At 72.9% G+C, this 26,267-nt stretch carries 21 protein-coding genes and 1 riboswitch; of the genes, 7 read left to right on the top strand and 14 right to left on the bottom strand.

Going from position 1 to position 26,267, the window contains the following annotated elements; translation table 11 throughout:
- Positions 1 to 217: 217 nt before the first annotated feature.
- Positions 218 to 2,290: a SpoIIE family protein phosphatase gene (locus OHU74_RS04505; protein WP_371614691.1), complete on the top strand. Its 2,073-nt coding sequence runs from the start codon at positions 218 to 220 to the stop codon at positions 2,288 to 2,290.
- Between the two features lie 68 nt (positions 2,291 to 2,358).
- On the opposite strand, the gene OHU74_RS04500 is transcribed toward OHU74_RS04505, so the two are convergent.
- The 5 genes from OHU74_RS04500 to OHU74_RS04480 all read right to left on the bottom strand — a co-directional run bounded on the left by OHU74_RS04500 (position 2,359) and on the right by OHU74_RS04480 (position 10,091).
- Complete coding sequence (locus OHU74_RS04500) at positions 2,359 to 3,507, bottom strand: substrate-binding domain-containing protein (protein ID WP_371614690.1); 1,149 nt, start codon at positions 3,505 to 3,507, stop codon at positions 2,359 to 2,361.
- A gap of 53 nt (positions 3,508 to 3,560) precedes the next feature.
- Positions 3,561 to 4,604, bottom strand: a complete 1,044-nt coding sequence (locus OHU74_RS04495) for an ABC transporter permease (RefSeq protein ID WP_371614689.1) — start codon at positions 4,602 to 4,604, stop codon at positions 3,561 to 3,563.
- On the bottom strand, positions 4,601 to 6,166 hold the full coding sequence (locus OHU74_RS04490) for a sugar ABC transporter ATP-binding protein (protein ID WP_371614688.1): 1,566 nt from the start codon (positions 6,164 to 6,166) through the stop codon (positions 4,601 to 4,603). The genes OHU74_RS04495 and OHU74_RS04490 overlap by 4 nt, the downstream gene beginning before the upstream one ends.
- A gap of 97 nt (positions 6,167 to 6,263) precedes the next feature.
- A complete protein-coding gene (locus OHU74_RS04485) occupies positions 6,264 to 9,050 on the bottom strand; it encodes a SpoIIE family protein phosphatase (RefSeq protein WP_371614687.1) in 2,787 nt (928 codons plus the stop codon).
- A 105-nt stretch (positions 9,051 to 9,155) separates the two neighbouring features.
- Positions 9,156 to 10,091, bottom strand: coding sequence for a cyclase family protein (locus OHU74_RS04480; RefSeq protein WP_371614686.1), 936 nt, complete (start codon positions 10,089 to 10,091; stop codon positions 9,156 to 9,158).
- Between the two features lie 151 nt (positions 10,092 to 10,242).
- On the opposite strand from OHU74_RS04480, the gene OHU74_RS04475 reads away from it, so the two are divergent.
- Positions 10,243 to 11,394 carry a PP2C family protein-serine/threonine phosphatase gene (locus OHU74_RS04475; RefSeq protein WP_371614685.1) on the top strand — a complete coding sequence of 384 codons (1,152 nt, stop codon included), beginning with the start codon at positions 10,243 to 10,245 and terminating at the stop codon, positions 11,392 to 11,394.
- A 48-nt stretch (positions 11,395 to 11,442) separates the two neighbouring features.
- Positions 11,443 to 11,619, bottom strand: a riboswitch (TPP riboswitch).
- 271 nt (positions 11,620 to 11,890) lie between these two features.
- On the opposite strand, the gene OHU74_RS04470 is transcribed toward OHU74_RS04475, so the two are convergent.
- From OHU74_RS04470 to OHU74_RS04440, 7 genes are all read right to left on the bottom strand, one after another.
- Entirely contained in the window at positions 11,891 to 12,346 is a 456-nt protein-coding gene (locus OHU74_RS04470; protein WP_371614684.1) for a hypothetical protein, read from the bottom strand.
- A 154-nt stretch (positions 12,347 to 12,500) separates the two neighbouring features.
- Positions 12,501 to 12,662 carry a hypothetical protein gene (locus tag OHU74_RS04465; protein ID WP_371614683.1) on the bottom strand — a complete coding sequence of 54 codons (162 nt, stop codon included), beginning with the start codon at positions 12,660 to 12,662 and terminating at the stop codon, positions 12,501 to 12,503.
- 11 nt (positions 12,663 to 12,673) lie between these two features.
- Positions 12,674 to 13,744 carry a tetratricopeptide repeat protein gene (locus tag OHU74_RS04460; RefSeq protein WP_371614682.1) on the bottom strand — a complete coding sequence of 357 codons (1,071 nt, stop codon included), beginning with the start codon at positions 13,742 to 13,744 and terminating at the stop codon, positions 12,674 to 12,676.
- Entirely contained in the window at positions 13,744 to 14,802 is a 1,059-nt protein-coding gene (locus OHU74_RS04455; protein WP_371614681.1) for a tetratricopeptide repeat protein, read from the bottom strand. The genes OHU74_RS04460 and OHU74_RS04455 overlap by 1 nt, the downstream gene beginning before the upstream one ends.
- Positions 14,799 to 16,067 carry a 26S protease regulatory subunit gene (locus OHU74_RS04450; protein WP_371614680.1) on the bottom strand — a complete coding sequence of 423 codons (1,269 nt, stop codon included), beginning with the start codon at positions 16,065 to 16,067 and terminating at the stop codon, positions 14,799 to 14,801. Before OHU74_RS04450 ends, OHU74_RS04455 begins: the two co-directional genes overlap by 4 nt.
- A gap of 214 nt (positions 16,068 to 16,281) precedes the next feature.
- Positions 16,282 to 17,805, bottom strand: coding sequence for an aldehyde dehydrogenase family protein (locus tag OHU74_RS04445; RefSeq protein WP_371614679.1), 1,524 nt, complete (start codon positions 17,803 to 17,805; stop codon positions 16,282 to 16,284).
- A 55-nt stretch (positions 17,806 to 17,860) separates the two neighbouring features.
- Positions 17,861 to 19,237, bottom strand: a complete 1,377-nt coding sequence (locus OHU74_RS04440; protein ID WP_371614678.1) for a GAF domain-containing protein — start codon at positions 19,235 to 19,237, stop codon at positions 17,861 to 17,863.
- 223 nt (positions 19,238 to 19,460) lie between these two features.
- Between OHU74_RS04440 and OHU74_RS04435 the strand changes: the two genes are divergently transcribed.
- Both OHU74_RS04435 and OHU74_RS04430 read left to right on the top strand, forming a co-directional pair.
- Positions 19,461 to 19,643, top strand: a complete 183-nt coding sequence (locus OHU74_RS04435) for a hypothetical protein (protein ID WP_371614677.1) — start codon at positions 19,461 to 19,463, stop codon at positions 19,641 to 19,643.
- A 39-nt stretch (positions 19,644 to 19,682) separates the two neighbouring features.
- A complete protein-coding gene (locus OHU74_RS04430; protein WP_371614676.1) occupies positions 19,683 to 20,240 on the top strand; it encodes an MOSC domain-containing protein in 558 nt (185 codons plus the stop codon).
- 38 nt (positions 20,241 to 20,278) lie between these two features.
- Here OHU74_RS04430 and OHU74_RS04425 read toward each other — a convergent pair whose 3' ends face one another.
- Both OHU74_RS04425 and OHU74_RS04420 read right to left on the bottom strand, forming a co-directional pair.
- Positions 20,279 to 21,067, bottom strand: a complete 789-nt coding sequence (locus OHU74_RS04425; RefSeq protein ID WP_371614675.1) for a hypothetical protein — start codon at positions 21,065 to 21,067, stop codon at positions 20,279 to 20,281.
- A gap of 215 nt (positions 21,068 to 21,282) precedes the next feature.
- Complete coding sequence (locus OHU74_RS04420; protein WP_371614674.1) at positions 21,283 to 21,906, bottom strand: class I SAM-dependent methyltransferase; 624 nt, start codon at positions 21,904 to 21,906, stop codon at positions 21,283 to 21,285.
- Positions 21,907 to 22,074: 168 nt separating this feature from the next.
- On the opposite strand from OHU74_RS04420, the gene OHU74_RS04415 reads away from it, so the two are divergent.
- From OHU74_RS04415 to OHU74_RS04405, 3 genes are all read left to right on the top strand, one after another.
- Positions 22,075 to 22,890, top strand: coding sequence for an MHYT domain-containing protein (locus tag OHU74_RS04415; protein ID WP_371614673.1), 816 nt, complete (start codon positions 22,075 to 22,077; stop codon positions 22,888 to 22,890).
- A 151-nt stretch (positions 22,891 to 23,041) separates the two neighbouring features.
- Positions 23,042 to 25,822: a nitrate- and nitrite sensing domain-containing protein gene (locus OHU74_RS04410; RefSeq protein WP_371614672.1), complete on the top strand. Its 2,781-nt coding sequence runs from the start codon at positions 23,042 to 23,044 to the stop codon at positions 25,820 to 25,822.
- Positions 25,822 to 26,265 (top strand): roadblock/LC7 domain-containing protein, encoded by a 444-nt coding sequence (locus tag OHU74_RS04405; protein WP_371614671.1) that lies wholly within the window; start codon positions 25,822 to 25,824, stop codon positions 26,263 to 26,265. The genes OHU74_RS04410 and OHU74_RS04405 overlap by 1 nt, the downstream gene beginning before the upstream one ends.
- Positions 26,266 to 26,267: the final 2 nt, after the last annotated feature.

The following is a 26,267-nucleotide window of genomic DNA, read 5'->3' as shown; positions in this document are numbered from 1 at the left end:
GGGCCACTGAGGTCCTGATCATCGGTGCCCGTGGAAGACGCACTGCGTGCTCTGGAGTGTGTCGGCCCGAACGGCCCCAGGAGGCGGTGTCATGCCGACCGGGCACACGATGGATCTGTGGAGACCGGTTCCCGGAGGGCCCGCCTGAGCGGCTCGGGGCCTGACGGCGACCGCGGACGCAGGGCAAGGAGGCTGCGGCGGTGGGTACAGGTGCCGGATGAATGAGCGCATCCCGGTCGACGAGCTGATCGGCGGCGCCGCGCAGGCTGCTGGCGGATGGCTGGGCGCACTGCCGGTCGCGCTCGTGGCCACCAGCGCGGACGGAACGATCGTGCGCTGGAACCAGGTCGCGCAGGAATTGCTCGGCTACGCCCCGCCGCAGATGCTGGGGCGCAACATCGCGGACCTCCTCCATCCGGGATCCGATCGCAGTCTGGGCCGCTCCCTGTGGGAAGCCGCCGCCGCCGGACGGGGCGTGATGGGCACGGTGACCGCCTGGCACCGCGACGGGCACCCCCTGGAGGTGGAGATCTGGGCCTCACCGGTGTCCGACCGCAGGCACGGCTCGGCCACGGTGCTGGCCTTCGCTGCCGACGCCCACGCGGCACGGCGTATCCGGGGGTCGTCGGCGGTGTGGGACGGCTTGTTCGCCCGCTCCCCGGTCGGCATCGCGATCCTCGACTCGCAGCTGCGGTTCCTGCAGGTCAACGCCGCGCTCGAAGTCATGAACGGCCTGCCGGAATCGGCACACGTAGGACGTCGCCTGGCCCAGATCCTCCCGGAGGTGAACGCCCGCGAGATGGAGGAGGCCATGCTGCAGGTGCTGGAGACCGGGCGGCCGGTCCTGGACCGTCGCCGTACCGGACGGACGCCGGCGGAACCGGACCACGACCGCGTGTGGTCGTGCTCCTACGTGCGGGTGGAGGATCCCGCCGGCATGTCGATCGGCGTCATCGCCTCGCTCGTCGACATCACCGAGCAGCAACGCGACCACCTCGAAGCCGAAGCCGCACGGCGCCGGCTCGCCATGCTCAGCGAGGCCAGCATCCGCGTCGGCTCCAGCCTCGACCTGGAGCGCACCGCGCAGGAACTCGCCGATCTCGCCGTGCCGCGCCTCGCCGACGCCGTCACGGTGGATGTCCTGGACGCGCTGGCGCGCGGGGACGAGCCCGGCATGGGGCTGACCGGCGGGGTCGCCCTGCGGCGCCTCGGCAAGGCCCCGCTCTCCGGATCCAAGGTGACCGACGTCCTCGCCCCCCTCGGCAGGACGCTCGTCTTCCCCGTCGCCGCCCCCTACACGCAGGCCCTCGCGGCCCGGCACCCCTTCCTGACCACCCGTCTCGACGAACAGGCCGTCGCCCCCGCCGCCCGGTACTCGGCCGAGCCCGCACAACTGGTCGCGGTGGGCGTGCACTCATTGGTCATGGCGCCCCTGGTGGCCCGGGACACGGTGCTCGGCGTCGCCACCTTCTACCGCACCCGCCCGGTAGGACCCTTCGGATCCGAAGACGTCACGCTCGCCGGTGAACTCGCCGCCCGCGCCGCGCTCAGCATCGACAACGCCCGGCTCTACCACCACGAGCACGACACCGCGGTCGTCCTCCAGCGCAGCATGCTTCCCCAGCACATCACCCCGCCGCCCGGCATCGCGGTCAGCCACCGCTATCTCCCCGCGAGCGACGTCAACGAGATCGGCGGGGACTGGTACGACGTCCTGCCCGTGTCCGGCGGCAAGGCGGCCCTGCTCATCGGCGACGTCATGGGGCACGGAATCGCCGCCGCCGCCGTCATGGGCCGGCTGTCCGCGTCCGTACGGGCCCTCGCGCGCCTGGACCTTTCGCCCGTACGGCTGTTGCACCAGCTGGAAGCCGTCCTCGGCGATCTGGCCGAGCCGATGCTGGCCACCTTCCTCTACGTCGTCTGCGACCCGGCCACCGGACACTGCACCGTCACCCGGGCCGGACATCCGCCGCCCGTGCTCGTGCTCCCGGACGGCACGGTCCGGCTCCTGGACACCCCGCCCGGCGTCCCCCTGGGGGTCGGGGGCGTCGCCTTCACTCCCACCGAGATCGACGTGCCTCCCGGCAGCCTCCTCGTGCTCTACACCGACGGACTGATCGAAGCCCGGGGCAGCGACCTCGACGAGCGGCTCGCCGAGCTGACGCGGCTGCTCGCGGATCCGCAGCGGCAGCTGGACCACCTGTGCGACTCGCTGATCACCCACCTCGTTCCGGCGGCGGCCGACGACGACGTCGCGCTCCTGGTCGCCTGCATCGGCGGGGTGGCGTGAGGCGGATGCCTGTGGCGTATGTCAGCGGGCGGCGCCCCGGGGGACGGCGAGTGAGCGGGCCAACTGGGTCACTCCCCCCGCCAGATGCTCTGGTACGCCTCTTGGTAGCCCCGGGGGTCCCAGGACGTGGCCCCGCCGCTGTTCTCGGCCGTCACCACGTGAGCGGGTGCGACGTAGCCGCTGGCGGGCCGTCCGGCGAAGGCGCGGTTGAGCTCGTCGATGATCTGCCACCCCTGCTGGGTCAGCGGTTCGGGGACGGTGGCGGCCTGGAAACGCCGGCTGTTGATGCGCTGGAAGGCGGAAGGATCGCCGTCGCCCGCGCCGATGTTGAAGGGCGGTCCCTCGCCGGGGCGTCCGGCGGCCTGCAGCGCCGGGGCGGCGTCGGCGAAGTAGAGGTCGTTGATCGCGACGGAGTGGGTCCACCGGCCCCGGAAACGAAACACCAGGGAGGAGACCTCCCGCGGGGTGCGCTGACTCGCGTCCGGGATCGGGATGTTCTCGGTCGCCAGCAGCGTCACCCCGGGGCAGGTCGCGAGCTCCCGTTTGATCAGATCGGACTTGTTGCGGGCGAACGGAATGGAGTCATCGGTGAAGAGGACGACCCCGGCGTCGCCCCCGGACCGGGCGATGACCCAGTCCGCGCTCACCCTCGCGACCTCCTCCACCTTCGTGGTGATGTTGGTGAACAGCCGGGGGTTCGTACTCGGTCCGGGGGAGTCGACCGCATGCCAGCCGATGAGCGCAATGCCCGCGGCCGCTGCCCGCGCGGTCTGCTGCGCGGTGAGCAGGGGGTCGAAGCCGCCGATGACGATGCCGGAGGGCTTGAGGGTGACCGCCTGGCTGAACGCGGCCTGGATGCCCGCGGGGGTGCCGTCCCCGTCGATCACCCGGATCTGCCAGCCGATGGCCGCCGCGGCTTCCCGTACGCCCTTGGCGACTCCGGCGACACCGGGGTTGGTCATGGTCTGGGCGACATAGACGATGGTCTTGTCGGGCACCGCCCGGGGGCCGGTCGTGGGGCCGTCCCAGGAGAGGCCCGTGCGCTCGGCCCGCCCGACGGCCTCCTTGGCCCGTACGAGTGCGGCCGGGCAGCCGGCGGCCGGGGGCGAGGCCGCGGCCGAGGTCCGTGACGAGTCGCCTCCGCAGCCCGCGACGAGGGTGGCGGCGGCCGCCCAGAGGGCCGCCGCCGCGAGGACGCCGGTGCGATGCGAATACACGATGCTCCTGACCGGGACTGGGCTTATCGGGACCTGGCTTATCGGGACCTGGCTTATCGGGATTCGGCTGCCTGCGCCCCCGATGGCCCGGGAGGTTCCTCGGGCGGGGGAGGGTCCGTCGCGGCCCGTGCGCGCAGCCGTCGCCTGGCCGCGTAGCCGGCCAGGCCGACCGCCATCAGCAGCGTGCCCCCGTTGAACAGCGGCGTGGCCCAGAACTGGGCGCCGAGCTGGCCGATCCCGGCGAGCCCGACGGCGAGCACACTGACGGCCACGAGGGTTCCGAGCGCGTTGGCGCGGCCGGGCCTGATCGTGGTGGAGCCGAGCAGCGCACCGACGAAGGCGGGCAGCAGGTAGTCCAGGCCGACGCTCGGGTTGCCGATCTGCTGCTGCGCGGCGAGCAGGACCCCTGAGACGCCCACGACCAGGCCCGATCCGGCGAAGGCGTAGACGGAGTACCTGTGGGTGGGGATGCCGATGATGCCGGCGGCGCGGGGGTTGGAGCCGACGACGTACAGGTACCGGCCGAACGGCAGCCGTTCCAGCACCACCCAGAGGACGACGACGGCGGCGAGGACGTAGAAGGCGGGCACGGGCAGACCGAGGAACCGGGAGTCGTAGAGGCCGGTGAAGGAGGCCGGCAGGCCCTTCGGGCCGGGCACGATCCTGCTGCCGTCGGTGAGCCATCCGGTGAGGGCGTACATGATGCTGCCGGTGCCGAGCGTGGCGATGAGGGAGTCGATCCGGGCGAATTCGACGACGGCGCCGTTCAGGGCGCCGACCAGCGCCCCGCCGAGGACGACGGCGAGACAGGCGAGCGGCCAGGGCGTCCCCTGCTCGACGATGAGATACATGACCAGCACGTGCGCCAGGCCCAGCCCGTACCCGATGGACAGGTCGAACTTGCCGGTGACGATGGGGATCGTCGCCCCGAGGGCGAGGAGGGCGGGGATCGACTGGTTGGAGAGGATCGAGGACACGTTCTCCCGGGTGGGGAAGGTGTCCGGCAGGACGATGGAGAAGACCAGGAAGAGCAGGGCGGTCAGGGCCGGCAGACCGTAGGTTCCGATGAGGTGCCCGCGCGGGGACCGGAGGGTCACAGGACCGTCGTGCTTCCGGTGATCGGGGGCATGGCCGAGGCGGCACGGGTGAGTTCGGCGGGCGTCAGGGCGGCACCCGCCGGCTCGGCCACCACCGATCCGCGTACGAAGACCAGAGCACGGTGGCAGAGGTCCGCGACCTCCTCGAAGTCGGTGGACACCAGCAGGACCGCCAGGCCCTCGGCGGCCGCTTCGTCGAGCAACCGGTGGATCGACGCCTTCGCACCGACGTCCACGCTCGCGGTCGGCTCCTCCAGGATCAGCAGCCGCAGCCGCCCGCGCAGCGACCGGCCGAGCACCACTTTCTGCTGATGGCCGCCGGACAGGGTGGCGATGGGCACCTCACTGTCCGGAGGGCGCACCGAGAACCGTTCGATCAGGGCGGCGGCCTCGCGCCGCTCACGCCGGGGGCCGAGCCAGCGCCACGCCGGTACACCGGCCGCCCGGGGGTTGGCCAGGAAGTTCTCCCGGACCGTCAGATCGGGGGCGCAGCCCTCCTCCTGGCGGTTCGCGCCCACGAGGCCGACTCCCCGGCCGAGGGCGGCGGCCACGCTGCGCGGATGGTACGGCCGCCCGTCGAGCAGTGCCCGCCCGCCGAGCAGGGGCAGCGCGCCGGCGAGGGCCCGGCCCAGGTGCATGTGGCCGGCGCCGGTCAGCCCGACCATGCCGAGGATCTCCCCGGGCGCCAGATCCAGGCTGACGGGCCGGGTCCGCCGGGTGGTCACGGAGTCGAGGCTCAGCAGTGGAGGACGGCCGGTGGGCACGGCGCCGGCCGGCCTGCGCTGGGCCGGTGCGCCGCCCGCGATGTCGTGGACCAGGCGGGCGGGACCGTACCCGGCGAGCGGTCCTTGGCTGGCGAGGCGGCCGTCGCGCAGAACGGCGAAGGCGTCGGCGACCCGGTACACCTCGTCGAGCCGGTGGCTGACGTAGAGGACGGCGTGCCCCCGGTCGCGCAGTGTGTGCAGGACGTCGAAGAGCCGGGCGCAGTCGGCGGCGGGGAGCGTGGCGGTCGGCTCGTCGAGGACGAAGAGCTCCGTCCGGCGCGCGAGGGCCCGGGCGATGGCGACCAGGGAACGCTCAGCGGGCGCGAGGTCCACGATCCGGGCATCGGCGTCCAGGTGTCCGGCGACGATCCGCAGGGCCTCGGAGCACTGCTCCCGGGTCCGTCGCCAGGAGATCAGGCCGTGGCGGCGCGGGTAGCCCGTCCCCAGGGCGATGTTCTCGGCGACCGTCATCCACTCGACCAGGCCGAGGTCCTGGTGGATGAAGGACATCTTTCCGGAGGCGGCTTCGGACCCGAGCGGGTGCCCGGCCACCGTCACCTCGCCCTCGTCGGCCCGGTGGACCCCGGCGAGCACCTTGATGAGGGTGGACTTCCCGGCGCCGTTGGGGCCGAGGAGGGCGAGCACGCTGCCGCAGTGGAGGTCGAGGCTGACCCTGTCCAGCGCGACGGTGCCGCCGAACCGCTTGCCGAGACCGCGTATCCGCACGAGCGGTTCCCCGCCCCAGTGCCCGGGCGGGCGGTTCGTCGAGGTGTCGGAAGTGTCATGAGCGTCATGCACGGATGTCTCCGGGGCCGACCTCGGATCCCCCTCTCGGGAGGGTGGGACAGGGAGGATGCTAATGGGCATCAAGTGGTAATTGCGTGCATGGCGGTAGTTATGCCGCATCCAGCGCGCATTCGGCCCAGATGACCTTGCCGTGTGGGGTGTAGCGGGTGCCCCACGACCGGGCCAGTTGTGCGACGAGGAACAGGCCGCGCCCGCCCTCGTCCGTGTTGGCGGCCCGCCGCATGTGCGGGGCGGTGCTGCTCCCGTCGGAGACCTCGCAGATCAGGGCGCGGTCGTGGATCAGGCGCACCTGGATGGGCTCGGAACCGTAGCGGATGGCGTTGGTGACCAGCTCGCTCAGCAGCAGCTCGGTGGCGAACGCGAGTTCGTCCAGCCCCCATTGGGACAGCTGGCGGGTGGCGGCGGCACGGATGTCGGAGACCCGCGCGGGATCGGCCGGCAGGTCCCAGGCCGCGATCCGGTCGGCGGGCAGGGTGCGGGTGCGGGCGACGAGCAGGGCGATGTCGTCCGAGGGATGCTCGGGCGCCATGGCGTCCATGACCGCCTGACAGGTGTCCTCGGGACTCCGGTCCGCGTGGGTCAGGGACCGCTGCAGCTGGTCGAGGGCTACGTCGATATCGCGGTGGCGGTCCTCGACGAGCCCGTCGGTGTAGAGCACGAGCGTACTGCCCCGGGGCAGCACGATCTCGGCCGTCTCGAAGGGTAGACCGCCCAGGCCCAGCGGGGGCCCGGCGGGCAGGTCGGGGAAACTCACGCTGCCGTCGGGAAGGACCAGGGCCGGCGGAAAGTGGCCGGCCCGGGCCATGGTGCACTGTCGCGAGGTGGGGTCGTAGACGGCGTACAGGCAGGTGGCGCCGACGATGCCGGTGCTGCCCGTGGTGTGGTCGTCGCCCTCCTCCCGGTCCAGGCGCACCAGAAGGTTGTCCAGGTGGGTGAGGAGCTCGTCGGGGGCGAGTTCCAGTTCGGCGAAGTTGCGTGCTGCGGTCCGCAGGCGCCCCATCGTGGCGGCAGCGTGCAGCCCGTGGCCGACGACGTCGCCCACGAGGAGGGCGACGCGGGCGCCGGACAGGGGGATCACGTCGAACCAGTCGCCGCCCACTCCGGATTCGGCGGGCAGATAGCGGTGGGCGACCTCGACGGCACTCTGCTCGGGCATGCCGCGCGGGAGAAGGCTGCGCTGGAGCGCCAGCGCCAGGGTGTGTTCCCGGGTGTAGCGGCGGGCGTTGTCGATGCACAGGGCGGCGCGGGCCGCGAGTTCCTGGGCCAGCCGGCTGTCGTCGTCCCCGAAGGGGGCGGGGTCCTGCGAGCGGTAGAAGCTCGCGATGCCCAGCAGGACTCCGCGGGCGAGGAGCGGGACGGCGATGAGGGAGTGCACGCCGTGCGCCATGACCCGCCGGGCGCGCTCGGGGTCCTGGGCGATCCAGCCGGCCGCGGACTTCAGCTCGGGCTCCAGGAAGGCGTGCCCTTCGGTCAGGCAGCGCATGATGGGATTTCCGGGGAGGAGCTCCACTTGCCGGCCGGCCGGGTAGAAGGGGCAGTCGTCGCGGATGCCGTGGACCACCGTCCGGTACAGACCGGTCCCGGGACCGGTGGGGTCGTCCCCGCGCAGCACCGCCTCCGGCAGGTCGATGGTGACGTAGTCGGCCAGGGCCGGGACCGCCATCTCGGCCAGCTCCCGGGAGGTGCGGCTCACGTCCAGGGTGGTGCCGATGCGGGTACTGGCCTCGGCCAGCAGTTCCAGGCGCCGCCGCGCCTCGATGGCGTACTTCCCGACTTCCGGCTCACCCACCAGCACCAGTCCGCGGACCGTGGCGGGGCGAGGCTCGGCGGTGAGGGGGGACGGTGCGGCGGGCGCCGGTCCGGCGCGGGAGGGTTCGGCGCCGGAAGGTGCGGTGCGGGGCGGGACGGAGAGGTGGTGGACCGGCGAAGTGCTGCTCCTGAGCACGGCCTCGACGACCATTCCCTCCACCCCGGTGCGGCTCGTGACCGGGCGGCTCAGCAAGGTGGCCTCCCGGCCGTGCGGGAGTGCCACGTCGACGGCCGCCTGCCGGGACGAGGAGATCAGCTCGGTAGCCCTGTCCTTGAGGATCGCCTGATCGTGCGGGTCCAGCTCGGGACCGACCGGTTCGTCCAGTTCGTTCAGCCCGGCCGACCCGGCAAGGACGGTCACCCCGGCGAAGTGCCCGTCCTGGGCGCCCCTGCCCGGCAGGGCGCGCCGTTCGGCATCGAGGTACGCCCACAGCAGCCCGCGCTCGCGCTCCGAACTCTGTTCCGTCAGCCGCTGCTCGATCGTCGCGGCGGCCCGGCGGAGCAGGAGGGCGAGGGCGGGGCGCTCGTAGGCGTGCGGGTACCCGAAGCAGAGCACGCCCGCGATGCGCCCGCTGATCTGGTCGCGGATGGGGATGGCGCAGCAGGCGTTCGACTGGGCGCGTTCGGCGAAGTGTTCCGCGCCGTAGACCTGGATGGGGCCCCGTTCGGCCAGCGCGAGGCCGATGCCGTTGGTCCCGGCGAACCGCTCGGCGAAGACGAAGCCGGGCACGCTCTGGATGGGGGGCAGGCTCCGGGCCAGGGAGGGCTCGCCGAAGCGGCGTTGCAGCACCGTGCCGTTCGCGTCGGCGACGGAGATGTTCATCCGACTGCCGGAGAACCGGGACTGCAACTGGTCGAGTACGGGTCCGGCGGCCCGTACGAGTCGGCTGTCCGGATCGAAGTCGTCCCGGTAGGGCAGCTCGGTCTGGTCCGGTGAGAGTGCCAGGAGCCGGCAGCGGAGCCACGAGTTCAGGATCGGACTCCGTACCCCGGTCCCGACCGACTCGCCCACCAGGAACCGCTCACGGGAGCGTACGGGGCCGATCTGCTCTCCCGTGGCCCCCATCTGCATCACTTCCCCTTGCCGGCGTTGGTCCCTGCTGGTCCGTGCAGCCCGTGCGATGAAAGTTGCATCAGTGCGTTTTGAGTATATTCCTGGCTATTTGAAGCTCTACAGGAGGGCGACCGGATTGACCGGTGATCCCGTCCCGCCGGGGACGTCGAGGGGTGTCACGACGATCATGAACTCGTAGCGTCCCGCCTCCGCGCACGCGGCGGACAGCGCCTCCAGGTCCAGGTTGTCCAGCAGGGGCACCCCCATGGCCGCGATGGCGAGGGCGTGCACGGGGGAGTGGAGGCCCTCGACCGGGGAGGGACGTACGTCGCTGTCTCCGTCCGCTCCGAGCAGGCTGATCGCACGCTCGGCCAGCAGTGGCATCGCGTCCACGTGGAAGCCCGCACTCGCCGCGTCCACGTCCCACGGGCCCAGTTCGCGACGGCGCCGGAACCGGCCGGAGCGCAGCAGCACAGCACATCCGTCGTCGATCCCGATGCCGAGCGCCCGCTCGGCGGCGATGACGTCACGGGCGCGGACCGCGTGCCCGGGCTCCAGCCAGTCGGCCCCGAGGACCACGGGCAGGTCGAGGAGGACACCCTTGGTGACGAGCGGTCCCAGCGCCGCCACCGAGCCGAAGCGGGCACCGCCGGAGCCGATGACCTCGCGGGCCGGGTGGCCCTCGTAGAGCAGCCCTCGGTAGGCGATGTGTGACAGCGCGTCGAGGTGGCTGACGGCCTTGCCGTGGTAGTCGACGGCGAGGAAGTCCTTGTGGGTGGCCGGTTCCGGGGGCTCGACGTCGCCGAGGTCGGACATGTAGTGCAGGGCGGGCTTGGCGTTGTCGGGGCCGGGGCGGGTGTTCCAGGGCAGCCCCATGGATACCGCCGTACCGTCCCGGACGAGGGTCGCTGCCCGACGCACATGGTCCGGGGTGACCCGGTTCCAGGCGCCCCGGTCGGCCGGGGTCCAGCGGCCCCACGTGCGGACCGAGGCGAAGAGGGCGTCGAATTCCTGGCGGGAGATGCGGGGAGCCTCCGCGGGGTGGGTGCTCATGGGGTTGGCGGCGCTCCAGACTCGGTGGGCGGGGCGGCGGGGTCTGCCCGTCGTGCGCGCATCCCTACCCGTTCCCGGCAGCGGCCGGACGTCCGCGGGGACCGGTGAACCTGAGTGGCGGCCATGCCACCGGGCGGGGCAGGCTGTACTCATGAGAGCGCCCTTGCGCTCGCCGCCGGGAGCCGGCGGCCGCCACCAGGTCTTTTTCGCCCTCGCGGAGTGGGTGCCCTTCGCGATCGCCCTGCTGGTGCTCGTCATCGAGCTCACGCCCGCGCACGTCGTGTACACAGGCCCCCTGCTGGTGGCGACACCCGCTCTGGCGGCCGTGACGATGGGCCCCAAGGGCACCCTCGCGGCGGCCGGGGTGGCCGTCGGCGTCAGCGCGACCACCGCCACCTACAACCATGCCTGGGGCGGCCAGCAGGTCTACACGAACCTCCTCGCCCTGTCCCTGGTCACGGTGGCGAGCTTCACGACGAGCCGCGCCGCGCGCACGCGCCGGGAGAACGAGCTCAACCAGATCCGCCGGATCGCCACGGCCGCCCAGGACGTCCTGCTGCGGCCCGTACCGGCCCGGCTGGGCCCCCTGCGGGCGGCCAGCATGTACCTGGCGGCCGAGTCGGGCGCGCAGATCGGCGGCGATCTGTACGACGCCGTCCAGACCCGGTACGGGGTCCGGATGATCGTCGGGGACGTCCGGGGCAAGGGACTGCCCGCCGTACGGTCCGCCGCCGTCGTGCTGGGCGCGTTCCGGGAGGCCGTGCACTACGAGGACGACCTGGTGGAGGTCATGAACCACTGCGGCGAGGCCCTGCGGAGGGACGCCGTCATGGCGGGCCGGGGCGGGGTGGGCGGCGAAGTCGACCGCCTGGAGGGATTCGTCACCGCGGTCGTGGCCCAGATCCCGGACAGCCACGACGTCGAGGTGATCAACCGGGGCCACCCGCCGCCACTGCTGCTGCGCGACGGCACGGTCCGCTCCCTGATGCCCACGGCCCCGCTGCCGCCGCTGGGTCTCGAGGAATTCATCAGCGGCCCTCCCGAGCGGCCGGACACCTATCCGTTCGCACCGGGGGACCGGCTGCTGTTGCACACCGACGGCGTCATCGAGGCCCGCGACCGGGAGAAGACCTTCTTCGACCTGCCCGAAGCCATGGCGACCATGTGCGACCACACCCGACAGGCATTCCTGGAGGGCCTGCGCCAGGCATTGCTCCGCCACACACAGGGCATTTTGGCGGACGATGTGGCGATCATCCTCGTCGACCGGCTCGAAGACGAGACCACCCCTGGCCGACGGTGACCTCTGGCTGGCTTCGGGGTGGCGAGACAGGGGCCGACGGGCGTGAAGCGACCTACGAAACGGGCTCCCTGCGCCGGCATTGTCCGGATCAGGTGATGGGGGTCGCCTTCGGGTCTTCCGACCGTCAAGCCTCTCAGCCCTACCGTTGACGTCGGCCACGGCGGACAACAACAACCTACTTCCGCTGCAGTCGGCTACTCCGGTCGAACTCCCTCGCTCGCCTCGTAGGCCTATCAGCAGCATAGCTCGCCAGCGGCAGAGAAAACCTCTTTTGTGCGGTTTTGTCGAAATTCGTTGACCGTGATCGACGTAGTGGTGCCTGGCTGGGTATTTGCCCAGGTCGGGCACCGGGCCTGCACCGCCGCTGACCAGCAGAAACGAGCGTTCTGGGGCCGTTGCTGGGTAGGCTGGTCCGGTAGTGGTCCGGATCTTGGTTCACGTCCGGCATCCCGAACCTGAAGGGGCCGTGAGGGCTGCTCGCTGGCGAGCCATTTCATCAAGAAGCGGAGTCCGACCCGCCTCCGCTGCCCACTGCACCGCCGAGCGCCCGCTCAAGCCCCCGGGCCTCAACGGCGAGGCGCAAAGTGACTGGTTCGTCCGAAAAGCCGATCGTGCAGAGGTGATCATGGAGCCCCGTCAACTCGCGGATGGCCGCGTTCAGTGAGGCGCGTGAGAAGCCTGGAGCAGCGGGGGACGCCGGCTCATACCGGGAGCGCATGACGGATAGGGCTGTCCGGATCTCGGCGCGGATGTCGTCGGACAGGCCGGATCGATCAAGTCGTCGGTCGAGCCGGATGAGTGCGTTGAGCAGTTCTTCGCGCAGACGGGCGGCGGGCTCCGCCTGGAAACCGGCGTCGGTGGTGGTGACGTTTCGCAGGAACGAGGTGTGCGAGATGCTCAGTACCTCCGTGGCCATCGTCCCCGAATTCGAGATGCCGGTGTGGAAGCCCACGGGCGTCCGGCAATTAAGGGCCGGTCTGCGCCGTCTGATGGGGCCGCAGCCGACCATCCCCTCACCGCAGCAACTCACGCTCACCCTGGCGGGCCGAAGGCTGATCCTCGAGCACGACGACGGCACCGTGATCGCCCGCGCCGATGCGACGGCATCAGGCCGAGGCGCCGGGCACCGCCGGTGCGGGTGGTCCGAGGTCGATCAGTCGGCGGAGGTTGCGGGCAGGGCGGGCCTGAGGAGCAGCCAGTGCCACACCCGTTCCACGGTCCCGGCGGGTGTCGCCGGTGGAGTGGGCGGTGTCGCCGAGGGCGTCCACGGGGTTTCCTCCTACTGCTTCGGCGCGCCCTGCTGGAGGGCGGTGCGGCCGGCCACGGACATGACGAGCGCGAAGAAGACCAGCGGAATCGCGAGGCCGGAGAACAGGGCGCTGCGCCACAGCACCAGCGCCAAGGCCGCGTGGACGATGAGCAGCGCGATGGGGAGCGTCATCCCGAGGACCGGCCGGCAGCCGCGCGCCACCAGGAGGAGGGGGCGGCGCAGGCGGGGCGGGACCCGCCGGGCCTGCCACAGCAGCCAGCCTCCCCAGCCGCCGACGAGCACGGCCGCGCACACCAGGCAGGTGACGAGGGCGTCGGTGCCGACGGCGCCCGCACGCAGGTGGGCAGAGCCCAACGCCACCGCGAGGCTTCCGGCGAAGGCCACCCAGCGGGAGCCCATGAGCGTTCCCCAGGCCATGTTCTCCAGGTTGTGGCGGGCGTGGCGGTCTTCCAGGTCGAGGGCGGCGGCCCGGACGAAGCCCTCGGCGGCCCGGGTCCACGAGCCGGGACGGAGCCAGCGGCGGCGCAGATGGAGCAGCGAGAGGTGGTTGTGGGCCCTGCTGTTGTCCGGGTTGAGGCGCAGCGCCGTCTCGTAGGCCTCCTGGGCGAGGCGGTGGTTGCCGGTGCGGTGGGCGGTCAGGCCCACGAGGATGTACGCGTCGCTCTCCTCGGGGGCGAGGGCGACCGCCCTGCGGGCCGACTCGTACGCGGCCCGCTTGCGCTTCCTGCGGGCGCCGTGGCCGAGGACGATGCCGAGGTTGTAGTGGCCCGCCCAGTGCTGCGGGGCGAGTTCGACGGCGCGCCGGGCCGAGACCTCGGCCTGCTTGTACTCCTTCAGAGCGAGCAGGACGTGGGTGTGCGTCAGCCAGGGGCCCACCGACTCGGGTGCGACGTGCAGGGCCCGTTCGACGGTGATGAGCGCCTGCCGTCCGTCGCCGAGGCGGACGCGGCAGCGAGCGAGCAGTACGAGCGCGGTGGCGTTGTCGGGGTCGCCGGCGAGGTGCTGGGCGGCGAGTGCGGCGGCCTGCTCGTGGCGCCCCAGGTCGAAGAGGGCGTTGGCCTGTTGCAGGGCCCGGCTCATCAGACCTTGTCCCGGTCGTGGGTGATGCTGAGCAGGTTCGGTACGAGTGCCAGCCAGAACAGGACCTGAGGGACGGTGCGCTCGCTCCACGGAAGAGCGACGAGCAGCAGCGCGCACAGGGTGGCCCAGGTGGCCTGGCCGAGCACGACCCTGGGCCAGAACGAGCGGTGCACGAGCGCGAACACGGTGAGCTGTGCCCCGGTCCGCAGCCGCCGGTAGCGGCGCCAGGCGCCGAAGCCCCACACCACGGCCATCAGGGTGAGCGTCCACAGCCGGGTGCCGAGATGGACGGGCAGTTCCTTCGCCTCGCCCCCGGCGGGGAAGACGTCGACGGTGACGGCGGCCATGACCAGACAGAGCAGGGCGAGCCATCGGGTGCCGCGCAGCATCCGGTAGACGGCACTGTCGAGGTCCTTGCGGAGCGCGTCGGAGTGCGGTGCGGCCGCGAGCCCACCCGCGTACAGTTCGGCGGCCCGGGCGGCGGAGGTGCCGGCCTTGGCGGCCTCGCGCTCGGTGGACACGGTGACGGCGAGGGTGTGCGTGGGGTCGACGCGGAGGATCTGCCGGATGGCCTCGTCGGCCAGCTCGGTCCGCTCGTGGAACATGGCGACCTTGTGCATGGTCGCCCACGTGCAGGTCTCCTCCGGTCCCTCCCGCACCGCGACCTCGGCGTGCTCGAGCGCCTCCTCCGGGCGGTCCGGGGCCAGTTCCAACAGCAGCTCGGCGAGCTGCCGTCGGGGGCCCCAGGCATACGGATCGATGCGGATCGCCAAGCGCTGCGCCGCCTCGGCCTCCTCGAGCCGGCCCAGGTGGCGCAGGGCGTAGCCGCGGACGAAGTGCGCGTCGAGGAAGCCCGGTTCGAGCCGGAGGGACTCCAGCGCGGCGGCGAAGGCCTCGGAGTACCGGCCCAGGGTCAGCTGGCACTGGCCGAGCAGGCTCCACGCCCGGTGGTCGTCGGGGTCCTCGGCGAGGTGGCGGCCGACCGCTTCGCGCGCCTCCTCCGGGCGCATCATCTCGTAGAGCATCCGGGCCCGTTGGACCTGTGGGTGGGTCGTCACAGCTTGCGCTTCTTCTTCAGGTAGGTGACCAGGTCGTCGTAGATGCCGCCGTCGTTGGCGAACATGGCGACGTTGCGGGCGGAGGCGAACCAGGATTCGCTGGACGGCTTGATCTGCTTGGCCGCGTTCAGGAGGTCCCTGGTGCCGATCATGCGGACGGTGCCGGAACGGGCGGAGTCCAGGAGTGCGTACTCGGCCGCGCTCTCGCAGAGATGGGCGAGGTCGGCACCCGAGAAGTCCTCGGTGACCTTGACGATCTTGCCGAGATCGACGGACTCGATGGGGCGCTCGCGCAGGTGGTAGCGGAGGATCGACTCCCGGGCCGGGGCGTCGGGCGGCAGCACGAGCAGGGTGCGGTCCAGGCGGCCGGGGCGGCGCAGGGCGAGGTCCACGTCCCAGGGGACGTTGGTCGCGGCGAGCACGAAGACGCCTTCGTTCTGTGCGGCGTTGATGCCGTCGAGCTCGGTGAGGAGCTGGTTGACGACGTTGCGCAGACCGCTGTGGTGCATGCGCGAGCGCTTGGCGCCGAGCGCGTCCAGCTCGTCGAGGAAGACCACGCAGGGCGCCTGGCGGCGGGCGGCCTCGAAGATGTCGTGGACGTTCTTCTCCGAGGTGCCGATGTACATGTCGAGGATGTCGGAGAGCGAGACCGACATGAAGCCGGCACCGAGTTCCCCGGCGACGGCCCGCGCGATGAACGTCTTGCCGCAGCCGGGCGGGCCGTAGAGGAGCAGGCCGCCGCGGAGCGACTTGCCGTACAGCTTGCGGAGTTCGGGGTTGCGCATCGGGGCGAGGAAGGCGGCTTCGAGCCGGTCCTTGACCTCCTGCATGCCGCCGACGTCGGCGAGGCGTACGTCGCAGGGGGCGTCGATGTCCCAGGCGGACGCGTCGGCCGGGTCGCCGCTGCCGTCCGCGGTCAGGGGGGCCTCGGTGGCGTCGCCCGCGCTGGCGGGATCAGTGGGATCGGCGGGGTCGGCAGCGAAGCGGGGGCCGACGACGCCGGCGACTTCCTGCTCGGCGGCGGCCCAGTCGAAGGCGGGGGGTCGCGTGCCGACCGTGGGCAGTTGCATGGCGCGGACCATCAGGTCCCGTACGGCTTCGTCGCCGGGCGCGTGCTGCAGCGCGACCGCGGCTTGCGCGACGGCCTCGTCGTACCTCCCCTCCGCGAGGAGCAGTTCGGTGAAGTGCAGCCGCAGGGGTACGTCTTCGGGAGCGGCGGCGACAGCGGCCCGCAGGCTACGGATGAGAGGTGACTCGTCGGACATGGGGTCAGCCTAGAAAGCGGTCTGCGGCTCTCCTCCACCGGGTGCGGTCAAGATCGACAGGCGCGGGGAACGCGTTGGTCCGGCGGCGGTAGGCGGCGACGCATGCGCCACCGCCTGCCGCCGTCAGCGCCGCGTAGCCGATACTCGCGTCGACAGCTCCAAGACCCGCACGGGGTACCACCGCGCCGCGCCTCAGGCGCCGCTTCTCGTGGGCCTAGAAGAGGCCGAGCTTCTTGGGGGAGTAGCTGACCAGGAGGTTCTTGGTCTGCTGGTAGTGCTCCAGCATCATCTTGTGGGTCTCGCGGCCGATGCCGGACTGCTTGTAGCCGCCGAAGGCCGCGTGGGCGGGGTAGGCGTGGTAGCAGTTGGTCCAGACGCGGCCCGCCTGGATCGCGCGGCCCGCCCGGTAGGCGGTGTTGATGTCGCGGGTCCAGACGCCCGCGCCCAGGCCGTACGCCGTGTCGTTGGCGATGCGCACGGCGTCGTCGAAGTCCTGGAAGGAGGTCACCGAGACCACCGGGCCGAAGATCTCCTCCTGGAAGATCCGCATGCGGTTGTCGCCCTCGAAGATGGTCGGCTGGACGTAGAAGCCCCCGGCCAGTTCGCCTCCGTGCTCGACGCGCTGACCGCCCGTCAGGATCTTCGCGCCCTCCTGCTGGCCGATTTCCACGTACGAGAGGACCTTCTTGAGCTGCTCCTCCGACGCCTGCGCGCCGATCATCGTGTCCGTGTCCAACGGGTGGCCCGGCACGATCAGTTCCGTACGCGCCACGGCCGCGTCGAGGAAGTCGCCGTAGCGGCCGCGCTCGATGAGGGCGCGCGAGGGGCTGGTGCACACCTCGCCCTGGTTGAGGGCGAACATGGTGAAGCCCTCCAGGGCCTTGTCGCGCAGGTCGTCGTCCGTGGTCCAGATGTCGTCGAAGAACAGGTTGGGGCTCTTGCCGCCCAGCTCCAGCGTGACCGGCTTGAGGTGCTCCGCCGCGTACTGCATGATCAGCCGCCCGGTGGAGGTCTCCCCGGTGAAGGCCACCTTCGCCACACGCGGGCTCGACGCCAGCGGCTTGCCGGCCTCCTCGCCGAAGCCGTTGACGATGTTCACCACGCCCGGCGGCAGCAGGTCGGCGATCAGGCTCATCCAGTAGTGCACGGACACCGGGGTCTGCTCGGCCGGCTTCAGCACCACCGTGTTGCCGGCGGCGAGCGCCGGGGCCAGCTTCCACACCGCCATCAGGATCGGGAAGTTCCACGGGATGATCTGCGCGACCACGCCCAGCGGTTCGTGGAAGTGGTAGGCGACCGTGTCCTCGTCGATCTGGCTCAACGCGCCCTCCTGGGCGCGCAGGGCCCCCGCGAAGTAGCGGAACTGGTCGATGGCGAGCGGCATGTCGGCCGCCAGGGTCTCGCGGATGGGCTTGCCGTTCTCCCAGGTCTCCGCGACCGCGAGGGCCTCCAGGTTCTGTTCCATCCGGTCCGCGATGCGCAGCAGCAGCGTGGAGCGCTCGGTGATCGAGGTGCGTCCCCACGCGGGCGCGGCGGCGTGCGCCGCGTCCAGCGCGCGCTCCACGTCCTCGGCGGTACCGCGCGCGACCTCGGTGAAGGTCTCGCCGGTCACGGGGGAGGGGTTGGGGAACCAGCGGCCGAGGGCCGGCTCCACGTACTCGCCGCCGATGAAGTGGCCGTAGCGGGACGCGTACGACATGAGCGCCCCTTCGGTACCGGGCGCAGCGTAACGGGCCATGGTGGTCCTCCCCTTGCCGGGCGCCGGCCTCCGTCGGATGGCGCTCGCGGTGAGGCTAGGGGCGGACAGGTTGCGGGTACGTTGCACGGCCGCGCGATAAACCCCTGTGGGAGGGGGCGAGTTGCGTCCTGGAGGCGGCCTTCGGCACGGGTGCGGGTCCGGGCGCCGGCGCCGGCCCAGGCCCGAGTTCCGCGTCCAGGGCCCGTACGCGGTCCAGCGCGGCCGTCCGGTCACCGGCGGGCAGCGCCGCCGCCAGGGCCCGCCACGCCTCCGGGTCCTCCGCGCCCCACGGACTGCACACCCAGTCGGTCAGCAGTCCCGCGTCGGCCCGTGCGATCACGGCGGCCCGTGCCTGGTCCTCGATGCGGCGCCGCAGCCGGACGATGCCCGGCGCGGCGGACGCGGGGAGCAGGGGCCCCGGGTAGCGGGCCAGCGCCGCCGAGACCGCTCCGGTGGCCAGGTGGCGGGTGACGGCGGTGAAATCGGCCTCCAGCGGCGCGGCCGTGCGGTAGGGGCGGGAGAGCGGGGCCCCGGGACCGAGCACACCGCGCAGCCGGGACATTTCGGCGCGCAGGGTCACCGGGGACACCGACTCGTCCTCGTACAGGGCGATCGCCAGCTCGTCCCCCGACAGGCCCTCGGGATGGTGCGCGAGCAGCGCCATGATCTCGCTGTGCCGCCGCCCGAGCCGGATCTCGCGCCCGTCGCCGACCAGCAGGGCCTCGTCCCGGCCGAGCGCGGTGAGGCAGTCCCCGGCGGGCGTCGGTACCGCGGGAGCCAGCAGCGCCAGCTGGGCCTCCGCCGCGCGCGCCACTGCCCGCACGAAGGCGAGGGAGTGCGGATGGGCCAGCCAGTCGCCGCCGGTCACGTCCACGGCGCCGAGCAGCCGGCCGGTGCGGGGGTCGCGGACCGGAGCCGCCGCACAGGTCCACGGATGCACCCGGCGGCTGAAGTGCTCGGCGCCGAAGACCTGGACCGGTTCCCCCATCGCCACTGCCGTGCCGGGCGCGTTCGTGCCCATGTCCGTCTCCGACCAGCGGGCCCCCGGCACGAAGCCGAGGCCCTCGGCCCGGCGCAGCGTGGCGGACGCTCCCTCCACCCAGAGCAGGCTGCCCTGCGCGTCGCACACCGCCAGCAGGTGTTCCCCGTGCGCGGCGAAGGCCCCGACGAGGTCCCGGAACAGCGGCAGCACCCGGGCCAGCGGATGCTGCTCCCGGTACGCCAGCAGCTCCGTCCCGGCCAGCTCCACCCGGGGCGTGCACTCCGGGCTGACCCGGGCCCGGGCGCAGCGGCGCCAGGACCTCGCGATGACCGCCCGGACCGGGGCCTCGACCCGCCCGTCCCTGGTGAACGAGGCGTGGGCCCGTCGCAGTTCCCGCGCCCGCAGGGCGGGATCGGCCCCGCCCGGCAGGGCCACCGAAGGATCGTCCATGTAGCCTCCCGTGCCGCCGCGGTGCCCTGGTGCCCGGAGCGCCCCCATCGTCGTCCCGCCCCGCCGCCCCGACAAGCGGTACGTCGGCCAGTGCACCGACCAGTCCCCGCCGTCCCGTGTCCAGGGAGGGCGCGCGGCCGGGAACGCGGGAGCGGCCGGGAACGCGGGAGCGGGGGCGAGCGTTGAGTGGGGTAGTGGCCGACGGAGGAAGAGGTGTCCGCAGATGTCCAAGAGCGGCAAAGTCGCGGTTGCCGGAGTAGTGGCAGCCATCGTGCTGTTCTGGGCGGTCGGATTCTGGGCGGGACTGCTGGTCCTGATCGGTGTGCCGACGGCTGCCTACCTGCTGTTGGACTCCTCCCAGCGTCGTAGGCTGCGGGGCGTCTCCAGGAAGCAGATCGGCCGCTGAGGGCGGCACAAAGGCATAGGCAAAGGCATTGAGGGGGCCATGAGCACGGCGCGGGCGGCGGCCCAGGTCGCGGCGGTCAGCAGCAACGGTGTCTATTCGTTCACCAAGCCCACGCGCGAGAGCATCACGCTCCTCGCAGGGCTCGGGGTGGAAGGCGACGTCCATGCGGGGACCACGGTCAAGCACCGCTCTCGCATGGCCCAGGATCCCACGCAGCCGAATCTCCGGCAGGTGCACCTGATCCACCGGGAGCTCTTCGAGGAGGTCGCCGCAGAGGGCTACGAGGTGACCCCGGGCCAGCTCGGGGAGAACGTCACCACGGAGGGCATAGACCTCCTCGGCCTGCCGGTGGGTACGCTGCTGCGCCTGGGCTCCGACGCGGTGGTCGAGGTGACCGGCCTGCGCAACCCCTGCCGGCAGATCGACGCCTTCCAGTACGGGCTGCTCAAGCAGGTGGTGAGCCGGGACGACGAGGGCAATCTGCTCCGCAAGGCCGGGATCATGGGTGTGGTCCACCGGGGCGGCACCATCCGCCCCGGCGACACCATCGAGATCACGCTCCCGCCGACCCCGCACGTCCCGCTCGACCGCGTCTGAGCCGAACCGGCTCCCGGTCTCCCCTCGTCCCGCCGGCCTCAGGCCGGCCGCACCGCGACGCGGTCCAGCGCCGCCAGCAGTCGCGACAGCTCCGGGAGCTCGGCGTCCCCCTCGGCGGGCACCGGCAGGACCTCGCCCGGCTCCTCGTCCAGCAGGACGAAGGCCGCCCCGCCCGTACGGGCCACCAGCGACCATCCGGGCCCGTCCACCCGCAGCGTCCGGGTCTCCTCGCCCGCGAAGGAGGACCGGACCCTGCCCGGCGGCGGCGGGCTCTGCGTGTACCCCAGCGCCTCCTTCAGGGCCCGCGCCAGCCCCGGGTGCGAGGCCGCGGCCGCCCCGCCGTCCGTGGCCACGCGCTCGCTCCACTCGCTCCACTGCCGGGCGATCTGGTCGGCGCCCATCCGCCGCTGCGCCGCCCCCCAGGCCTCGGCCGACGGGGGTGTGAGGGGCACCCGCCCCGTACCGTCCGCGCCCTGCTCCGGATCGTGCGGCTCCGGTATCCCCGCGGCGGCCACCGACAGGTCCAGCGGCCAGCCGGCCAGGGAGACCACGATGGAGCGTTCGTCGGGGGACAGGTCGTACTCCATCCCGCAGTCCCACGAGGCGATGGCCATGGCCACGAGGGAGACGTCGTCCACCACGACCGTCCAGCGGGCGCCCTCCTCGTCCTGCCCGAGCACCAGCCCGTATCCGGCTGCCACCGGGGGCACGCCCAGCAGCGAGCAGGCCTCGGGGAAGTCGTCACCCAGGATGCTCGGGAACTGCGCGGGGGTCAGCAGTACGGCGGTCAGCACGTACAGCGAACCGCCCTCGTCCTCGTCGGACACGTGGCCTCCCGTAGCTCTCTTGTCGGCGCACCCTAACCAGCGGGTAACCACCGCGTCGAGAGCTCGCGGGAGGCGATTTCCGAGCCCACCACCTGCACGGAGGGTCGGCCACCCGCCACGGAGGGGACTCCGGTGCGGCGCGCGGACCTGCGCTACGGGGCTCCGCGCCCCGGGGTCCGAGGCTGGTCCGGGGCGCGCCGCTGCCGCGCGGGCGTTCAGGGCGTGCGGACCGCCAGTGCGAGGAAGCGGGCGTCCTCGTCGGCGTACGAGGTCAGGCGCCAGCCCGAACCGGCCAGCAGCGGGCCGAGGTTGTGCTCGGCCCGCAGGTCCTCGGGGGTCAGCGCGCGGCCGTGGCGCGCCGCGAGCGCGGCTCGCCCGATCGGGTGGAACAGTGCGAGCCGGCCGCCGGGGCGGACCACGCGGGCGAGTTCGCGCAGGTTGGCCGCGGGCTCCGGCAGGTGGGCGATCAGGCCGGCGGCGAACACCGCGTCCAGCACCTCGTCGCGCAGCGGCAGCCGGACCACGTCCGTGAGCAGCAGCGTGCCCTCGGCGTCCCGGCCGGCGTCCCGCGCGGCGCTCAGCATCTGCGGGGTGACGTCGGCGCCGAGCACGGTTCCCGACGGGCCGACGGCCGCGCGCAGCGCGGTCAGCGCCCGCCCGGTGCCGCAGCCCGCGTCGAGCACCCGGTCCCCGGGCCGCAGTGCGAACTCGGCCACGGCGGCCGTGAAGGCCGGCCCGTCCCCGGGGAACTTGCGGTCCCAGTCGCCCGCGCGTGCTCCGAAGAACTCCTGGACGTGGTGCTGGTCCTGTGCGCGCTCCTGCGTGCGGTCTTCGCTCATGCGCCCATGATCCCCCACCCGCACGCTGGCACATGCCTGCGGAACGTGTGCAAGGTGGTACGTGGTGTGATCGAAGATGAACGTAGCTCTGTCATATTCCAGCAGTTCCAGTGGCTTTCGAAATGCTCCCCTTGTTCGCGCCCTCACCCGGACTAGCGTCCCGTGGCCATGGGACACCTGGACCACGCCGCCTATGGCTGGCTTACCCCCGCGCTGTCATATGTGATGGCTTCGATCGGCGCTGCCCTCGGGCTGCGCTGCACCGTCCGCGCGCTCGACGCGACGACCGGACCCTCCCGCCGCAACTGGCTCCTCACGGCGGCCTCCGCCATCGGGACCGGCATCTGGACGATGCACTTCGTCGCGATGCTCGGCTTCCAGGTCACCGGGACCGAGATCCACTACAACGTGCCGCTGACCATCCTCAGCCTGCTCGTCGCCATGGTCGTCGTCGGAGCCGGAGTCTTCGTCGTCGGCTACGGCAAGGACCGCGGCCGAGCCCTCGTCTTCGGCGGCCTCACCACCGGCATCGGCGTCGCGAGCATGCACTACCTCGGCATGGCGGCCCTGCGGCTGCACGGCACGGTCTCCTACGCGCCGCTGACCGTCGGCCTCTCCGTCGCCATCGCCGTCGTCGCCGCCACCGCGGCCCTGTGGGCCGCGCTCAACATCAAGTCCCCGATGGCCGTCGCCGTCGCCTCGCTCGTCATGGGCGCGGCGGTCAGCAGCATGCACTACACCGGAATGCTCGCCGTCGCCGTCAACGTCGTCCCCTCGGACGAGGCGCTGCCGGGAGCCACCGCCATGCAGTTCATCTTCCCGCTCGCCGTCGGCCTCGGCTCCTACCTCTTCATCACCTCCGCGTTCGTCGCGCTGTCCCCGACCGCCGACGAGCGGACGGCCTCCGCCGCGGCCTCCGCCGACCGGCGCCTCGGTGAGCAGGGCGCGCTGGGTGAGCAGGGCGCGCCCGCTTCCGTCCTCTGAGCCCGCGGCCACCCCGGCAGTCGCCCGCGGACGCCCGCCGGGGCCGTGACCGCCCGCCGCCCCGCCCCGCTTCCGCCGCCGTCCCCGCCATCGCCCCGCCGCCGTACCCGCCACCGTCACGCACGCCCGCACCGCCCGGAACGAGGAGCCCATGCGCAGACCCCGCAGATCACCGGAAGCAGCGGCGCAGCGGCCGCCCGCGCCTGCGGACGGCCGCGCCAAGGGGACGGGCCGCCGGGCGCACGCCGGGCCGCCCGCCGAGGAGTCGGCGGACCGCGGGGGCCGCGCCCCGTTCCCCGTCATACCCGGCGGCGGCAGCGGCAAGGGCGGCCGTGCCGGCGGCGGTACGAGGCTGCGGCTGCGCCCCGCCACCGTCCGCGCGAAGATCGTCTCGCTGCTGATGGTGCCGGTGGTCTCGCTGCTCGCCCTCTGGGGCTTCGCCACCGTGGACGCCGCCCAGGACATCGGCCGCCTGAGCCGTGCCCAGCAGGTCGACCGGGAGCTCAGGGCCCCCGTCGCGGCGGCGGTCACCGAATTGCAGGCCGAACGCCGCGCCGCCGTCCGGCTGCTGGCCGACCCCACCGCCGGCCAGGCCGCGACCGCCCAGACCCCCGGCCAGCCCGGCGTCCTGGACCAGCAGGCGAACCGCACCGACACCGCCGTACGGGCACTGCGGCTCGGCGACCGCAACACCGTGGCCGACTCCGGTGACTACCGGACCGACATCGTGGTCCGGCTGCGCGCCTTCGTCGCCGCGGCCGAGGCGCTGGGCCCGGTGCGCAAGGACATCGCCGAGCACCGTGCGACCCCGGACGCCGCCTACGAGACGTACACCGGTTTGATCGATTCGGCCCTGGAGGTCTGCGGAGCCCTCTCAGGCGGCGGCCGGGACGCGGAACTCGGCTCCGACGCCCGGGTCCTGCTGGAGTTCGCGCGAGCCGGGGAGCAACTGTCGCGGGAGGACGCGCTGCTGACGGTGCCGGGGCCGCGCAGCGCCGAAACGATGCGCCGCCTGACCGGCGCGGTCGAAACCCGCCGGGCCCTGACGGACGCCGCCGCCCGGGACCTGCCCGAAGCCCAGCAGGGCGCCTGGCAGTCGGTGGCCCGCAGCGCCGTCTACGCCGATCTCACCGGCGCCGAGGACCAGGCGCTGGCCGCTCCGGCGGGCGGAGCCGCCAACACCTCGGCCAAGGACGCCTCGGCCAAGGATCCCGCCGCCAAGGACACCCGCGCCGGTGGCGCGTCCGGGGTGGCGGCCGCGACCGTACCCGTCGGCTGGGAGGCCGCGTACACCTCCGTCTCCGCCTCCATGCTGGAGATCGGGAAAGCCGCCCACGCGGCCTCCGCGGACCGCGGCGACCCGGTCGGCGCGGGGGTGGTCAGCCCCGCCGGGGTCGCCGTGGTGCTGGGTCTGGCCGCCGTGGCCGCCTCGCTCGTCATCTCGGTCCGCATCGGCCGCGCCCTCGTCGTCGAACTGGTCTCGCTGCGCAACACCGCCCTGGAGATCGCCCACCGCAAACTCCCGCACGCCATGGACCGGTTGCGAGCCGGACAGGACATCGACGTGGCCGCCGAAACCCCGCCGGGCCCGGCCGCCGAGGACGAGATCGCCCAGGTCGGCGAGGCGCTGGCCACCGTCCACCGGGCCGCGCTCAGCGCCGCCGTCGAACGCGCCGAACTGGCCAGCGGCGTGAGCGGGGTCTTCGTCAACCTCGCCCGGCGCAGCCAGGTCCTGGTGCACAAACAGCTCACCCTGCTCGATTCGATGGAACGGCGCGCCGACGACCCGAACGAGCTCGGTGACCTCTTCCGCCTCGACCACCTCACCACCCGGATGCGAAGGCACGCGGAAAGTCTGATCATCCTGTCGGGTGCGGCCCCGGGGCGCGCCTGGAGGATGCCGATCCCGCTGACCAACGTCGTACGGGCCGCGGTCTCCGAGATCGAGGACTACCCGCGCGTCGAGGTCCGCCAGCTCGCCGAGGCGGCCGTCATCGGCGGGGCCGTGGCCGACCTCACCCACCTGCTCGCCGAACTCATCGAGAACGCGACCCAGTTCTCCCCGCCCCACACCAAGGTCCGGGTCAGCGGCGAGCCCGTCGGCGCCGGCTACGTCCTGGAGGTCGAGGACCGGGGGCTCGGCATGGGCCGCGAGGCCCTCCAGGAGGCCAACCGGCGCATCGAACAGTCCGAGGCGCTCGACCTCTTCGACAGCGACCGGCTCGGACTCTTCGTGGTCAGCCGCCTCTCGGCCCGCCACGGTGTGAAGGTGCACCTGCGCACCTCGCCGTACGGCGGCACCACCGCGGTGGTGCTGCTCCCGAACTCCCTGCTCCAGGGGGCCCTCACGGCCGCCCCGCCCGTCGGGGACCGGCCACAGGAGCGTCGGCCCGCGCCGGAGCCGGCCGCGGCCCTGGCCCCGGAGCCGGCCCTCGAGCGGGCACAGGAGCGGGCGCCGGAGCCGTCCCCGGCGATGAGCGTCGTACGGGACGACGTGCGCGGGATCCCGGTCCCGGACCGCAGCCCCCTGCGGGAGGAGCCCCTCCCCGCCCCGGTGGCGCCGATCCGCCCGCTCGGCTCCGGCGGCGCGGGTCCCCGTACGCCCGTCCCGGCGGTCGCGGCGGCCTCCCCGACGGCCTCCGCGGCCCGGGCCGCTTCCCCGGGCCCGGCCGGGGCCACGGTGACCGAACTGCCGCGCCGGGTCCGCCAGGCCAGCCTCGTCCCGCAACTGCGCGAGGCCCCCGCTGCCAAGGCTCCGGCCTCGGCGCGCGGCACCGAGGACCCTCCCGGGCGCAGCCCCGAGCAGGCGCGCGACCGGATGGCGGCGTACCGGGCCGGCTGGGTGCGCGGCACCCGGGCGAGTACCGGGGCGGGCATTCACGAGAACTCCCCTCACGCAGGCAGCGAAGGCGAAGGCGAAGGAGCACGGTGATGATCGAACACCAGAGAATCGACCTGGAAGGCATCCGCAGGTCCGGCGAACTGGACTGGCTGCTGGACGACCTCGTGGTCCGGGTCCGCGAGGTCCGGCACGCGGTGGTCCTGTCCAACGACGGCCTGGCGGTGGGTGCTTCCAGCGCCCTCAGTCGGGAGGACGCCGAACACCTGGCGGCCGTGGCCTCCGGCTTCCACAGCCTGGCCAAGGGCGCGGGCCGGCACTTCCACGCCGGGGGCGTGCGCCAGACGATGGTGGAGATGGACGAGGGCTTCCTCTTCGTCGCGGCCGCCGGAGACGGCTCCTGCCTGGCCGTGCTCAGCGGGGCGGGCGCCGACATGGGGCTGATCGCCTACGAAATGGCCCGGCTGGTGAAGCGGGTCGGCGAGCACCTGTACACCCCGCCGCGGTTCTCGGCGCGCCCGCCGGCCGCCGGTTGAGG

This window comes from Streptomyces sp. NBC_00454, from assembly GCF_041434015.1.
Taxonomy (GTDB): domain Bacteria; phylum Actinomycetota; class Actinomycetes; order Streptomycetales; family Streptomycetaceae; genus Streptomyces.
This window is presented reverse-complemented; position numbering and strand designations above follow the sequence as displayed.

Coding starts and splice junctions, on each gene's coding strand:
- OHU74_RS04420 (WP_371614674.1), bottom strand. CDS start 21,906: ATGAGCGAAGACCGCACGCAGGAGCGCGCACAGGACCAGCACCACGTC.
- OHU74_RS04485 (WP_371614687.1), bottom strand. CDS start 9,050: ATGGGGGCCACGGGAGAGCAGATCGGCCCCGTACGCTCCCGTGAGCGG.
- OHU74_RS04440 (WP_371614678.1), bottom strand. CDS start 19,237: ATGGACGATCCTTCGGTGGCCCTGCCGGGCGGGGCCGATCCCGCCCTG.
- OHU74_RS04505 (WP_371614691.1), top strand. CDS start 218: ATGAATGAGCGCATCCCGGTCGACGAGCTGATCGGCGGCGCCGCGCAG.
- OHU74_RS04460 (WP_371614682.1), bottom strand. CDS start 13,744: ATGAGCCGGGCCCTGCAACAGGCCAACGCCCTCTTCGACCTGGGGCGC.
- OHU74_RS04410 (WP_371614672.1), top strand. CDS start 23,042: ATGCGCAGACCCCGCAGATCACCGGAAGCAGCGGCGCAGCGGCCGCCC.
- OHU74_RS04475 (WP_371614685.1), top strand. CDS start 10,243: ATGAGAGCGCCCTTGCGCTCGCCGCCGGGAGCCGGCGGCCGCCACCAG.
- OHU74_RS04480 (WP_371614686.1), bottom strand. CDS start 10,091: ATGAGCACCCACCCCGCGGAGGCTCCCCGCATCTCCCGCCAGGAATTC.
- OHU74_RS04405 (WP_371614671.1), top strand. CDS start 25,822: ATGATCGAACACCAGAGAATCGACCTGGAAGGCATCCGCAGGTCCGGC.
- OHU74_RS04435 (WP_371614677.1), top strand. CDS start 19,461: ATGTCCAAGAGCGGCAAAGTCGCGGTTGCCGGAGTAGTGGCAGCCATC.
- OHU74_RS04430 (WP_371614676.1), top strand. CDS start 19,683: ATGAGCACGGCGCGGGCGGCGGCCCAGGTCGCGGCGGTCAGCAGCAAC.
- OHU74_RS04450 (WP_371614680.1), bottom strand. CDS start 16,067: ATGTCCGACGAGTCACCTCTCATCCGTAGCCTGCGGGCCGCTGTCGCC.
- OHU74_RS04445 (WP_371614679.1), bottom strand. CDS start 17,805: ATGGCCCGTTACGCTGCGCCCGGTACCGAAGGGGCGCTCATGTCGTAC.
- OHU74_RS04415 (WP_371614673.1), top strand. CDS start 22,075: ATGGGACACCTGGACCACGCCGCCTATGGCTGGCTTACCCCCGCGCTG.